The organism is Mycolicibacterium chubuense (assembly GCF_001044255.1).
Classification (GTDB): Bacteria; Actinomycetota; Actinomycetes; order Mycobacteriales; family Mycobacteriaceae; genus Mycobacterium; species Mycobacterium chubuense.
Genome location: NZ_JYNX01000032.1, coordinates 112,728 through 125,301 on the forward strand (window position 1 = coordinate 112,728; position 12,574 = coordinate 125,301).

General features: G+C 69.6%; 14 protein-coding genes. 13 read left to right on the forward strand and 1 reads right to left on the reverse strand.

Annotation, left to right across the window (positions count from 1 at the left end; genetic code table 11):
* Window positions 1-9 precede the first annotated feature (9 nt).
* Complete coding sequence (locus MCHUDSM44219_RS10195) at window positions 10-849, reverse strand: aldo/keto reductase (RefSeq protein WP_048418117.1); 840 nt, start codon at window positions 847-849, stop codon at window positions 10-12.
* A gap of 164 nt (window positions 850-1,013) precedes the next feature.
* On the opposite strand from MCHUDSM44219_RS10195, the gene MCHUDSM44219_RS10200 reads away from it, so the two are divergent.
* From MCHUDSM44219_RS10200 to MCHUDSM44219_RS10260, 13 genes are all read left to right on the forward strand, one after another.
* Window positions 1,014-2,126, forward strand: a complete 1,113-nt coding sequence (locus MCHUDSM44219_RS10200) for an alpha/beta hydrolase (protein WP_048418118.1) — start codon at window positions 1,014-1,016, stop codon at window positions 2,124-2,126.
* A 33-nt stretch (window positions 2,127-2,159) separates the two neighbouring features.
* Window positions 2,160-2,927, forward strand: a complete 768-nt coding sequence (locus MCHUDSM44219_RS10205; RefSeq protein WP_048418119.1) for a DsbA family protein — start codon at window positions 2,160-2,162, stop codon at window positions 2,925-2,927.
* Complete coding sequence (locus tag MCHUDSM44219_RS10210) at window positions 2,924-3,559, forward strand: vitamin K epoxide reductase family protein (protein ID WP_048418120.1); 636 nt, start codon at window positions 2,924-2,926, stop codon at window positions 3,557-3,559. Before MCHUDSM44219_RS10205 ends, MCHUDSM44219_RS10210 begins: the two co-directional genes overlap by 4 nt.
* A gap of 28 nt (window positions 3,560-3,587) precedes the next feature.
* A complete protein-coding gene (locus tag MCHUDSM44219_RS10215) occupies window positions 3,588-7,028 on the forward strand; it encodes a pyruvate carboxylase (protein WP_048418121.1) in 3,441 nt (1,146 codons plus the stop codon).
* The gene (gene rsmD / locus MCHUDSM44219_RS10220; protein ID WP_082162140.1) at window positions 7,025-7,579 is read left to right on the forward strand and encodes a 16S rRNA (guanine(966)-N(2))-methyltransferase RsmD; all 555 of its coding nucleotides are present in this window, start codon (window positions 7,025-7,027) and stop codon (window positions 7,577-7,579) included. The genes MCHUDSM44219_RS10215 and rsmD overlap by 4 nt, the downstream gene beginning before the upstream one ends.
* Window positions 7,580-7,618: 39 nt before the next feature.
* Window positions 7,619-8,095, forward strand: a complete 477-nt coding sequence (gene coaD, locus MCHUDSM44219_RS10225; protein WP_048418123.1) for a pantetheine-phosphate adenylyltransferase — start codon at window positions 7,619-7,621, stop codon at window positions 8,093-8,095.
* Window positions 8,096-8,177: 82 nt separating this feature from the next.
* A complete protein-coding gene (locus MCHUDSM44219_RS10230) occupies window positions 8,178-8,744 on the forward strand; it encodes a hemerythrin domain-containing protein (protein ID WP_048418124.1) in 567 nt (188 codons plus the stop codon).
* A gap of 102 nt (window positions 8,745-8,846) precedes the next feature.
* Complete coding sequence (gene sepIVA, locus MCHUDSM44219_RS10235) at window positions 8,847-9,584, forward strand: cell division protein SepIVA (protein ID WP_048418125.1); 738 nt, start codon at window positions 8,847-8,849, stop codon at window positions 9,582-9,584.
* Between the two features lie 59 nt (window positions 9,585-9,643).
* A complete protein-coding gene (locus MCHUDSM44219_RS10240; protein ID WP_048418126.1) occupies window positions 9,644-10,234 on the forward strand; it encodes a YceD family protein in 591 nt (196 codons plus the stop codon).
* The gene (gene rnc, locus MCHUDSM44219_RS10245) at window positions 10,231-10,932 is read left to right on the forward strand and encodes a ribonuclease III (RefSeq protein ID WP_048418127.1); all 702 of its coding nucleotides are present in this window, start codon (window positions 10,231-10,233) and stop codon (window positions 10,930-10,932) included. Before MCHUDSM44219_RS10240 ends, rnc begins: the two co-directional genes overlap by 4 nt.
* Window positions 10,925-11,776: a bifunctional DNA-formamidopyrimidine glycosylase/DNA-(apurinic or apyrimidinic site) lyase gene (gene mutM, locus MCHUDSM44219_RS10250; RefSeq protein WP_048418128.1), complete on the forward strand. Its 852-nt coding sequence runs from the start codon at window positions 10,925-10,927 to the stop codon at window positions 11,774-11,776. Before rnc ends, mutM begins: the two co-directional genes overlap by 8 nt.
* A 96-nt stretch (window positions 11,777-11,872) precedes the next feature.
* A complete protein-coding gene (locus MCHUDSM44219_RS10255; protein ID WP_048418129.1) occupies window positions 11,873-12,289 on the forward strand; it encodes an OsmC family protein in 417 nt (138 codons plus the stop codon).
* Window positions 12,273-12,557 carry an acylphosphatase gene (locus MCHUDSM44219_RS10260; RefSeq protein ID WP_048418130.1) on the forward strand — a complete coding sequence of 95 codons (285 nt, stop codon included), beginning with the start codon at window positions 12,273-12,275 and terminating at the stop codon, window positions 12,555-12,557. The genes MCHUDSM44219_RS10255 and MCHUDSM44219_RS10260 overlap by 17 nt, the downstream gene beginning before the upstream one ends.
* Window positions 12,558-12,574 lie beyond the last annotated feature (17 nt).

Sequence of the window (12,574 nt, forward strand, 5' to 3'; positions counted from 1 at the left end):
CTTAACCGGCTAGCTCCCGGTGTAGGTGTCCGGATCGGGACGGAACCGGGTGCCGTCGTCGAGGCCGTTCAACGAGCTCATCTGGTCGTCGCTGAGCTCGAAACCGAAGACGTCGAGGTTGGCCGCGATCCGCTCGGGGGACGACGAGCGCGGAATCACCACGTTGCCCAGCTGCAGGCTCCAGCGGATCAGCACCTGTGCCGGCGTCCGGCCGTGTGCCTCGGCGACGGCGGTCACTGCCGGGTGGTCGAGCAGGTTGCCCACCCCCAGCGGGCCGTAAGCCTCGGTGGCGATGCCGTGTTCGGCGTTGACGGCGCGCAACTCCGCCTGGTTGAGCCGCGGGTGCAGTTCGATCTGGTTCACCGCGGGGGTGAAGAACGACAGGCTGATGATGTCGTCGAGATGGTGGGCGTGGAAGTTGCACACCCCGATCGAGCGGGTGTCGCCGACCTCTTTGGCCTTCATCAGACCGCCCCAGCTGTCGATGTACTTACCGCCCTCGCCGGCCGGCCAGTGGATGAGATACAGGTCGACATAGTCGAGACCCAACCGCTCCAGGCTCGCCTTCAGGGCGTCCTGCGAGGACTGGAAGCCGAACTCCTCGGGCGAGAGCTTCGTGGTGACGAAGACGTCCTCGCGGGGCACACCCGACGCCGCGATCGCCCGACCGACCGCCGCCTCGTTGCCGTACGCCGCGGCGGTGTCGATGAGCCGGTAGCCCGCCTCGAGCGCGGCCAGCACGGCCTGCTCGGTCTCGGAATCCGACAACTCGCCCACACCGAGGCCGAGCGTCGGCATCGTGTTGTCGTCGTTGAGCGTGACGGTGGGGATTGCGGCCGCCGAAGTCATGACACCTTCTTTGCTGAAGTGGATGCTCGTTCACCGGGCACAGGCACGCGAGGCCGGTGCCGTCGGCTTCGATGACTATATTGCCGCAGGGAGACCGCGCCTAATCAGCGCCATGCCGCGTCGTCGGTCGCGGATCACGGCTCAGCAGACGAAAAGGAGCACCCATGACCTCCAGCGTGACCAGCGAGCGATCCGCCACCACGGCTGCGCGTCCGGCCCGCCGCCGCGACGCCGTGGCGAACGCGGTGGCCGGTGTCACGCTGCGCGGGCTGCCCCGTATCCCGCATCCGGTCAAGCGTGCGCTCCTCGGTGGGCGCTCGATCACCCTGGACGGCAACACCCTCGACACCACGCTGCAGCTGATGCTCGCGGGTCAGCAGGCCCTCGGCCTCGACGGCCTGGTGGCCGACGACGACGTCGACGCCGCCCGCGCCCAGCTCGAACAGCTGGCGGCCAGCTTCCACCGGCGCATCCCGATGCCCGAGGTGACCGATCTGACGGTGTCCGGCGCGGTCGGCCCGATCCGGGCCCGGCACTACCGCACCACCGAGCCGAACGCGCCGCTGCTGGTCTTCTACCACGGCGGCGGTCACGTGATCGGCAGCCTCGACACCCACGACGACCTGTGCCGTGAGATCTGCCGGTCCGGTGCGGTGCACGTGCTGTCCGTCGACTACCGGCTCGCCCCCGAGCACAAGGCGCCGGCGGGCGCCGACGACGCCTTCGCCGCCTATCTTTGGGCCCGGGACAACGCCGCCGCGCTCGGCGCCGACCCGCGGCGGGTGGCCGTCGGCGGAGACAGCGCCGGCGGCAATCTGTCCGCCGTGGTGTCGCTGCGGGCACGCGCCGAGAACGTGCCGGCACCGGCGCTGCAGCTGCTGCTCTATCCCGTCACCGACCACGGCGCGTCGACGCGGTCGAGAACCCTGTTCGCCAACGGCTTCTTCCTCACCCAACGCGACATGGACTGGTTCACCGCACGGTTCCTCGGCGACGCGCCGGTCGACGGCACCCACCCGGACGTGTCCCCGCTGCTGGCCACCGATCACTCGGGCCTGGCCCCCGCGTTGGTGGTCACCGCCGGCTTCGATCCCCTGCGCGACGAGGGCCGTCACTACGCCGACGCGCTGCGCGCGGCGGGCACCCCGGTCGACTACCGCGAGTACGGCTCGGTGGTGCACGGCTTCGCGAACTTCTTCCCCCTCGGGGGCGCCAGCGCTACCGCCACCGCGGATGTGATCTCGGCGATGCGGGCACATCTGAGCCGCGTTGGCTGAGGAGCACCGCACGGCGCCGGTACTCTGTGTCCCGTGGCCACCAAACCCAAGAAGAACGCGCGGTACGACCTGAAGGCAGCCGACCGCAAGCGCAACCTGCTCGTGCAGATCGGTCTGACCTCGGTCGTGGTGATTTTCGCGGTCGTCTTGGTGCTCTACATCGTGATGTCGGCGGATGACCAGCCCACCGCGGGCGAGACCAAGTCCATCCGCGTCGCCTCCTCGAGTGTGATCAAGAAGGAAGGCACCGACGAGCCCAAGGCCGTCGTGTCGATGTACGAGGACTTCCTGTGCCCCCACTGCGGCGCCTTCGAGCAGCAGTTCGGGCCCACGATCAACAAGCTCGTCGACGCCGGCGTCATCGCCGCCGACTACTACATGGTCAGCATCCTGGACCGTCCGCAGAACCAGAACTACTCGTCGCGCTCCGGTGGCGCGGCCTACTGCGTGGCCGAGGAGTCCAACGACGCGTTCCGCAGATTCCACGCCGCGCTCTACGCCCAGCAGCCCAGCGAGACCGGAACCAGCTATCCGGACAACGCCCGACTGGTCGAGGTAGCCCGGCAGGCCGGCGCCGCCGGCACCGTGCCCGAGTGCATCAACAAGGGCCGCTTCGTCGACCTGGTGAAGGGACTCGCCGGTGCCACCGGCATCAAGGCGACGCCCACCATCCGCATCAACGGCGAGGACTACCAATACAGCACCCCGGACGAGCTCGTCGCCAAGCTCCGCACGATCGTCGGTGACGTGCCGGGCCTCGAGGCCGCTCCGCCTGCTCCCGCGTCGGTGCCCGCGTCATGACCGTCACCGCGACCGGACCCGTCGAGCAGACCGATCCGTCGGCCGGCGAGCCGGGCGGTGTCGCGGTACCGCGCCGCAGTGCGTGGTGGGTTCTCATCGCCGGGATCATCGGTCTCACCGCGGCCATGACGCTGACGATCGAGAAGATCGAGATCCTCATCAACCCCGACTACGTGCCCACCTGCAGCATCAACCCGGTGCTGTCCTGCGGCTCGGTGATGATCACCCCGCAGGCCTCGGTGTTCGGCTTCCCGAACCCGCTGATCGGCATCGTCTCTTTCGCCGTGGTCGTGGTCACCGGCGTGCTGGCCATCGCCAAGGTGGCGCTGCCCCGCTGGTACTGGGCGGGGCTGGCGGTCGGCTCGCTGCTGGGCACGGTGTTCGTGCACTGGCTGATCTTCCAGAGCCTCTACCGCATCGGGGCGCTCTGCCCGTACTGCATGGTGGTGTGGAGCGTGACGGTTCCGCTGTTGGTGGTCGCCACCTCGCTCGCGCTGCAGCCGCAGCGCAGTGGCAACGCCGTCGTCCGCGCGGTCTACACCTGGCGCTGGTCGCTGGTGGCGCTGTGGTTCACCGCGGTCATCCTGTTGATCCTCGAGCGGTTCTGGAACTACTGGTCGACACTGATCTGATCGGCGTCGCGGCCGGTTAAGGTGAACCGTGGCCGGTCAGATTTCCAAAGTCCTCGTTGCCAACCGCGGTGAGATCGCCATCCGGGCGTTTCGCGCCGCGTACGAAATGGGCATCGCCACGGTCGCGGTGTATCCGCACGAGGACCGCAATTCGCTGCACCGGTTGAAGGCCGACGAGTCCTATCAGATCGGGGACGTGGGCCATCCCGTCCGGGCCTACCTGTCCGTCGACGAGATCATGCGGGTGGCGCTCGCGGCCGGCGCCGACGCCGTCTACCCCGGCTACGGCTTCCTTTCCGAGAATCCCGAACTCGCCGCGGCCTGCGCCGCGAACGGCATCACGTTCGTCGGGCCCAGCGCCGAGGTCCTGGAACTGACCGGCAACAAGGCGCGCGCGATCGAGGCCGCCCGCGCCGCGGGGCTGCCGGTGCTGACCTCCTCGGCGCCGTCGGCGTCGGTCGACGAGCTGGTCGACGCCGCGCGGGACATGGAGTTCCCGCTGTTCGTCAAGGCCGTCTCCGGCGGAGGCGGGCGCGGGATGCGCCGGGTCACCGATCCTGCCGCGCTGGCTGAGGCGGTGGAAGCCGCCAGCCGGGAAGCGGAGTCGGCGTTCGGCGATCCGACGGTGTACCTCGAACAGGCGGTCCTCAACCCGCGCCACATCGAGGTGCAGATCCTCGCCGACACCGACGGCCACGTCATCCACCTGTTCGAGCGGGACTGCAGCGTACAGCGCCGCCACCAGAAGGTGATCGAGCTTGCGCCGGCGCCGAACATGCCCGCCGATCTGCGGCAGCGCATCTGCGACGACGCGGTCTCCTTCGCGCGCGAAATCGGCTACTCCTGCGCCGGTACCGTCGAATTCCTGCTCGACGAGCGCGGCCATCACGTGTTCATCGAATGCAACCCGCGCATCCAGGTCGAGCACACGGTCACCGAGGAGATCACCGATGTGGACCTGGTGGCCAGCCAGCTGCGCATCGCCTCGGGCGAGACGCTCGCCGACCTCGGGTTGAGCCAGGACATGCTGACCGCGCCAAGGGGTTTCGCACTGCAGTGCCGAATCACCACCGAGGACCCGGCCAACGGTTTCCGGCCCGACTCCGGCAGGATCACCGCCTACCGGTCACCGGGTGGCGCGGGCATCCGCCTCGACGGCGGCGCACATCTGGGTGCCGACATCGGTGCGCACTTCGACTCCATGCTCGTCAAATTGACCTGTCGCGGAAGGGATTTCGAGACCGCCGTCGCTCGGGCGCACCGGGCGCTGGCCGAGTTCCGGGTCCGCGGGGTGTCGACCAACATCCCGTTCCTGCAGGCGGTGATCGACGATCCCGACTTCCGCGCGGGGCGGGTCAACACCTCGTTCATCGACGACCGGCCCTATCTGCTGACCGCGCGGTCGCCCGCCGACCGCGGCACCAAGATCCTGAACTATCTCGCGGATGTAACAGTCAACCAACCGCACGGGCCCAGGACCTCGACGGTCTACCCGCATGACAAGCTGCCGCAGATCGACCTCGACACCATGCCGCCGCGCGGCAGCAAGCACCTGCTCACCGAGGTCGGACCGGAGGCGTTCGCCCGGTGGATGCGCGAATCGAAATCGGTCGGCATCACCGACACCACGTTCCGCGACGCCCACCAGTCGCTGCTGGCCACCCGCATCCGCACCTCCGGGCTGCTGATGGTGGCGCCCTACATCGCGCGGCTGACCCCCCAGCTTCTCTCGATCGAATGCTGGGGCGGCGCGACATACGATGTGGCACTGCGCTTCCTGAAGGAAGATCCGTGGGAGCGGCTGGCCGCGCTGCGCGAGGCCGTGCCCAACATCTGCCTGCAGATGCTGCTGCGCGGGCGCAACACGGTGGGCTACACGCCCTACCCCGAATCGGTGACGCACGCCTTCGTCCAGGAGGCCACGGCGACCGGGATCGACATCTACCGGATCTTCGACGCGCTCAACAACGTCGACTCGATGCGGCCCGCGATCGACGCGGTGCGCGAAACCGGAACGGCCGTCGCCGAAGTCGCGATGAGCTACACCGGGGACCTGTCGGATCCGGGGGAGAACCTCTACACGCTCGACTACTACCTGAAGCTGGCCGAGCAGATCGTCGACGCCGGTGCGCACGTGCTCGCGATCAAGGACATGGCCGGGCTGCTGCGCCCGCAGGCGGCGGCGGCACTGGTCGGCGCGCTGCGCAGCCGGTTCGACCTGCCGGTGCACGTGCACACCCACGACACCCCGGGCGGGCAGCTGGCCACCTATCTGGCGGCCTGGCAGGCCGGGGCCAGCGCCGTCGACGGGGCGTCGGCACCCCTCGCCGGCACCACCAGCCAGCCGGCGTTGAGCTCCATCGTCGCGGCCACCGCCCACACCGAGTACGACAGCGGCCTGTCGCTGTCGGCCGTGTGCGATCTGGAGCCCTACTGGGAGGCGCTGCGAAAGGTGTACGCGCCCTTCGACGTTGCCAAGTCGGGCCCGACCACGCCGACCGGGCGGGTGTACACCCACGAGATCCCCGGCGGACAGTTGTCGAACCTGCGCCAGCAGGCCATCGCACTCGGGCTCGGGGACCGCTTCGAGGAGATCGAGGCCGCCTACGCCGGCGCCGACCGGATCCTCGGCCGGCTGGTCAAGGTGACCCCGTCGTCGAAGGTGGTCGGCGATCTCGCGCTGGCCCTGGTGGGCGCCGGCATCGCCGCCGACGAATTCGCTGCCGAGCCGGACAAGTTCGACATCCCCGACTCGGTGATCGGGTTCCTGCGCGGTGAGCTGGGCGACCCGCCCGGCGGCTGGCCGGAACCGCTGCGCACCAAGGCGCTGGCCGGCCGCGCGCCGGCCAAGCCGTCGACCCCGCTCAGCGAGGACGACGAGCAGGCCCTCACGCAGGCCGGGCCCACCCGGCAGGCGACGTTGAACCGGCTGCTGTTCCCCGGCCCGACCAAGGAGTACGAGGCGCACCGCGAGGTGTACGGCGACACCTCCAGCCTGTCGGCCAACCAGTTCTTCTACGGACTGCGCCACGGCGACGAGCACCGGGTCACCCTCGAGCGGGGCGTCGAGTTGCTGATCGGGCTGGAGGCGATCTCGGATCCCGACGAGCGGGGGATGCGCACCGTCATGTGCATCATCAACGGCCAGCTGCGCCCGGTCGTGGTCCGCGACCGCAGCATCGCCAGCGACGTACCCGTCGCCGAAAAGGCCGACCGCACGAATCCCGACCACATCGCGGCGCCGTTCGCCGGGGTGGTCACCGTCAACGTCGCCGAGGGCGACACCGTCGACGCCGGCCAGACGATCGCGACGATCGAGGCGATGAAGATGGAAGCCGCCATCACCGCGCCCAAGGCGGGTGCCGTCACCCGGGTGGCGGTGGCGGCCACTGCCCAGGTCGAGGGCGGGGACCTGCTGGTGGTGGTCGGTTCGGCGGGCAGGAGTGATGCGACCGGGGAATCAACCTGAGCCGGATCATCGCCGGTGAGTTCGGGGGGCGCCGTATCGCGGTGCCTCAGCGCGGCACCCGCCCGACCACCGACCGGGTCCGGGAGTCGTTGTTCAACCTGCTGACGGTGCGCCTCGACTTCGCCGGCATCGACGTCGTCGACCTCTATGCCGGATCCGGCGCGCTCGGTCTGGAGGCGCTGTCGCGCGGAGCCCGCTCTGCGCTGTTCGTCGAATCCGATGCGCGGGCCGCCGCGGTGATCGACCGCAACATCGCCTCCCTGGGCGCGCGGGGAGCCACCGTGCGCCGCGCACCGGTGGCCACCGTCCTCGCCGGAGCGGCCGGAGCACCGGCGGACCTGGTGCTCGCCGACCCGCCGTATGCGGTCACCACCGGGGAGGTGACGGATCTCGTCGTCGCGCTGGCCGACCACGGCTGGGTGACCGGCGGATCGGTCGTCGTCGTCGAGCGGCCCACGTCCGTTCCGGAGATCGTCTGGCCCGACGGGTGGAGCGCGTGGAAGTCCCGGCGCTACGGCGACACCCGCGTCGAGCTCGCCCAACGTGCCTGAGGTCTGCGGCACCGGTTGCCGCTGCTAGCGTCGACCCCCATGAGCGGAGCGGTGTGTCCGGGATCCTTCGATCCGGTGACGCTGGGTCACATCGACATCTTCGAACGCGCTGCCGCCCAGTTCGACGAGGTCGTCGTCGCGATTCTGGTCAACCCGGCCAAGAAGGGCATGTTCGATCTCGACGAGCGTATCGAGATGATCGCCGAGTCCACCGGCCATCTGCCGAATCTGCGCGTCGAGTCCGGCCAAGGTCTGGTCGTGGACTTCGTCAAGAGCCGCGGCCTGACCGCCATCGTCAAGGGTCTGCGCACCGGCACCGATTTCGAATACGAGTTGCAGATGGCGCAGATGAACAAGCACATCGCCGGCGTCGACACCTTCTTCGTCGCCACCACGCCGCAGTACTCGTTCGTGTCGTCGTCGTTGGCCAAAGAGGTCGCGACACTGGGCGGTGACGTCTCCGAGCTACTGCCGGCCGCCGTCAACGCCCGGCTGCAGGCCAAGCTGCGCGGTTGAGCAGCCCGTCGGCGGGTAGGTAACACGCAGGCGCGACAGCCCCCGCGCCGCACACCCCATCCGCCTGACGGAGGTACCTGCCGTGGTTGAGACATTCGTGCAATCGACCGACGATGTCGTCGCATTCCTGCGTGACCAGCACAATCTGATCAAGGACCTGTTCGAGGAGGTGCTGGGGGCGTCGGGGACGAAAGCCCGCGAGGCGGCGTTCGTCGAGCTCCGCCAGCTCCTCGCGGTGCACGAGACGGCCGAGGAGATGGTGGTGCACCCGCGGGCCCGCAAGGACGGCGCCGCCGGCGACGAGATCGTCGACGCGCGCCTGCGTGAGGAGCACGCAGCCAAGGAGCAGCTGGCGAAGCTGGAGTCGATGGACGTCGGCTCCGACGAGTTCATCACCGAGCTGACCGCGTTCCGTGACGCCGTGCTCGAGCACGCCGAGCGCGAGGAGACCGAGGAGTTCACCAAGCTCCGGCGCGATCTCGACGCAAGCGAGCTCCGGGGCCTCGCCGCCGCGGTGCGGGCGGCCGAGGCGATCGCGCCCACCCGGCCGCATCCCGGCGTCGAGTCGGCCAAGCTGAACCTCGCCGTCGGGCCGTTCGCCTCGATGCTGGATCGCGCCCGCGACGCCATCAGCGCTGCGCTGCGCTGACCCGGCGGCACCCGGGCGCGACACACCGGCGCGGGCAACCGAGTCACAGGCGTAACACCAGGCACACTGGTCACTAACAACTACGCCTGAAGGGGTGCCGCCGTGTACCGAGTTTTTGAAGCGCTCGACGAACTGGGCGCGATCGTCGAAGAAGCCCGCGGCGTGCCGATGACGGCAGGATGCGTGGTTCCCCGCGGCGATGTCCTGGAGCTCATCGACGACATCAAGGACGCGATCCCGGGCGAGCTCGACGACGCCCAGGACGTGCTCGACGCGCGGGACACCCTGCTGCGCGAGGCCAAGGACCACGCCGAATCCACGGTGTCGACGGCCAACGCGGAGGCCGACTCGATGGTCAACCACGCCCGCGCCGAGGCCGACCGGCTGCTCGCCGACGCCAAGGCCCAGGCCGACCGCATGGTCGCCGAGGCCCGCCAGCACAGCGAACGCATGGTCGGTGAGGCCCGCGAAGAGGCGGCCCGCATCTCCGCGACCGCCAAGCGCGAGTACGAGGCCAGCACCGGACGGGCCAAGTCCGAGGCCGACCGGTTGCTCGAGAGCGGCAACCTCGCCTACGAGAAGGCCGTGCAGGAGGGCATCAAGGAGCAGCAGCGGCTGGTGTCGCAGACCGAGATCGTCGCGACCGCCACCGCCGAGGCCACCCGGATGATCGACTCGGCGCACGCCGAGGCCGACCGGCTTCGTGGCGAGTGCGACATCTACGTCGACAGCAAACTCGCCGAGTTCGAGGACTTCCTCAACGGCACCATCCGCTCGGTCGGCCGTGGCCGACACCAGCTGCGGACCGCCGCCGGCACCCACGACTACGCGGCCCGCTAGCCATCTGCGGCGGCCCAGGCGGCGCACAGGTGCCGCCGGGTCCGCCGTACGATACGACCATGGCGACGCGCGTTAACGCCGCGGCGCGCCGGGGGTCACGATCGCCGCTGGTCATCGACATCTCCCGGCTCGGCCGGCGGCCCGGCTCGATGATCACCGTCGACGACACCGTGCCCAGCCCGGCGCGGATCGGGCTGGAACTGATCGCGGTGCCCCAGGGTGCGCCGATGCACCTCGAGCTCCGGCTGGAATCGGTGTCGGAAGGCGTGCTCGTCACGGGCAGCGTGTCGGCGCCCACCGAAGGCGAGTGCGCGCGGTGCCTGCGGCCGGTGTCCGGTGACGTCGAGATCGACCTGACCGAGCTGTTCGCCTACCCCGACAGCACGACCGAGGCGACGACCGACGAGGACGAAGTGCCCCGCGTGGGCCGCGACGGCGGCACCGACACCGTCGACCTGGAGCAGCCGATCATCGACGCCATCGGCCTGGCGCTGCCGTTCTCGCCGGTGTGCACCCCCGACTGCGCCGGACTGTGTCCCGAGTGCGGTGTCCGGATGGCCGACGCCGAGCCCGGACACCAGCACGAGCAGATCGATCCCCGGTGGGCCAAACTCGCGCAGCTCCGCGAGCAGCCCGGAGACGAGTCGTGACGGGCGACCGCCAGCCCCTCCTCGAGGCGCTCGGCATCGAGCTGCCTGCAGAACTGCTCACCATCGCGCTCACCCACCGCAGCTACTCGTACGAGAACGGCGGCCTGCCCACCAACGAACGCCTCGAGTTCCTCGGGGATTCGGTGCTGGGGCTGACGATCACCGAGGAGCTTTACCACCGTCATCCGGAACGCTCCGAAGGCGACCTGGCGAAGCTGCGCGCGAGCATCGTCAACACCCAGGCGCTCGCCGATGTCGGGCGGCGGCTCTCGGACAAGGGCCTGGGCAGCTACCTGCTGCTGGGCAAGGGCGAGGAGAACTCCGGCGGCGCCGACAAGTCCAGCATCCTCGCCGACGGCGTCGAATCCCTGCTCGGCGCCATCTATCTCGAGCACGGCGCCGCGGCCACGCGGGAGGTGATCCTCCGGCTGTTCGGCGAATTGCTCGACACCGCACCCACTCTCGGCGCCGGCCTGGACTGGAAGAGCAGCCTGCAGGAGCTGACGGCGTCGCGCGGGCTGGGCGCGCCGGTGTACAACGTGACCTCCACCGGGCCCGATCACGACAAGGAGTTCACCGCCACCGTGGTGATCGCCGGGCGCGAGTACGGCACCGGCGTGGGCAAGACGAAGAAGGAAGCCGAACTCAAGGCCGCCGCCGCGGCATGGAAAGCCCTGACCGAAGAGCGGGATGCCTGAACTCCCCGAGGTCGAGGTCGTCCGGCGCGGCCTGCACCAGCACGTCGCGGGCCGGACCATCACCGCGGTGCGAGTGCACCACCCGCGCGCGGTGCGCCGCCACGAAGCAGGCCCGGCGGATCTGACCGCCCGGCTGCTCGACATGACGATCACCGGAACGGGCCGGCGCGGAAAATACCTGTGGCTCAAGCTGTCCGACGAGTCGGCCCTGGTGGTGCACCTCGGGATGAGCGGGCAGATGCTGCTGGGCCCGGTGCCGAACGAGAACCATCTGCGCATCGCCGCCCTGCTCGACGACGGGACCACGCTGAGCTTCGTCGACCAGCGGACGTTCGGCGGGTGGATGATCACCGACACGGTCACGATCGACGGCGCCGAGGTGCCGGTGCCCGTCGCGCACATCGCCCGCGATCCGCTGGACCCGCACTTCGATCGCGACGGTGTGGTTGCGGTGTTGCGGCGCAAGCACTCCGAGATCAAACGCCAGCTGCTGGACCAGACGGTGGTGTCGGGCATCGGCAACATCTACGCCGACGAGGCGCTGTGGCGGGCCAAGGTCAACGGGGCCCGGCTGGCGTCGGGTCTGTCGAAGGCCAAGCTCGGTGAGTTGCTCGACGCCGCCGCCGCGGTGATGAGCGATGCGCTGGGCCAGGGCGGCACGTCGTTCGACTCGCTCTATGTCAACGTCAACGGCGAGTCCGGCTACTTCGACCGGTCGCTGGACGCGTACGGCCGCGAGGGCCAACCGTGTCGGCGCTGCGGGGCGATCATGCGGCGGGACAAGTTCATGAACCGCTCCTCGTTCTACTGCCCGCACTGCCAGCCGCGGCCCCGCGCGCGCTGAGTCCGGTCGGCCCCCCGCGGAAGCGCATTCCTGGCTGTGAGGCGGGCGCGATCACAACCAGGAATGCGCTTCCGCGCGAGGTTGTAGAAATAGGGCATGACCGAACTCTGGGTGGAGCGCACAGGCGTGCGGCGCTACACGGGACGCAGCACGCGCGGCGCGGAAGTCCTCATCGGCTCAGAAGACGACGAGGGCGTCTTCACCCCGGGTGAGCTGATGAAGATCGCCCTGGCAGGGTGCAGCGGCCTGAGCAGCGATCAGCCGCTGCGCCGCCGCCTGGGCGACGACTACCGCGCCACGATCCGGGTCGCCGGGGCCGCCGACCGCGAGCAGGAGCGCTACCCGCTGCTCGAAGAGTCGCTCGAACTGGATCTGTCGGGCCTGTCGCCCGAGGAGCTCGCCCGGCTGCGGACCGTGGTCGAGCGCGCCATCGACCAGGTGTGCACGGTGGGACGCACGTTGAAGAATGGTACTGAAGTGACATTTGAGGTGAAAGATGTTGGGGGAGAGTGACGTCCGACTCACCGCGTGGGTGCACGGCCACGTGCAGGGAGTGGGTTTCCGCTGGTGGACACGGTCGCGGGCGCTCGAGCTCGGGCTGACGGGCTTCGCGGCGAACAAACCCGACGGCCGCGTGCAGGTCGTCGCGCAGGGCCCCCGCGATGCCTGCGAAAAGCTGCTTGACCTGCTCGAAGGCGGGAAAACCCCGGGTCACGTCGACACGGTGGTCGCCGACTGGTCCGCCGCGGCCGACGCGCTCTCGGGCTTCACCGAGCGCTGAGCCTCCCGGCGGTAGGG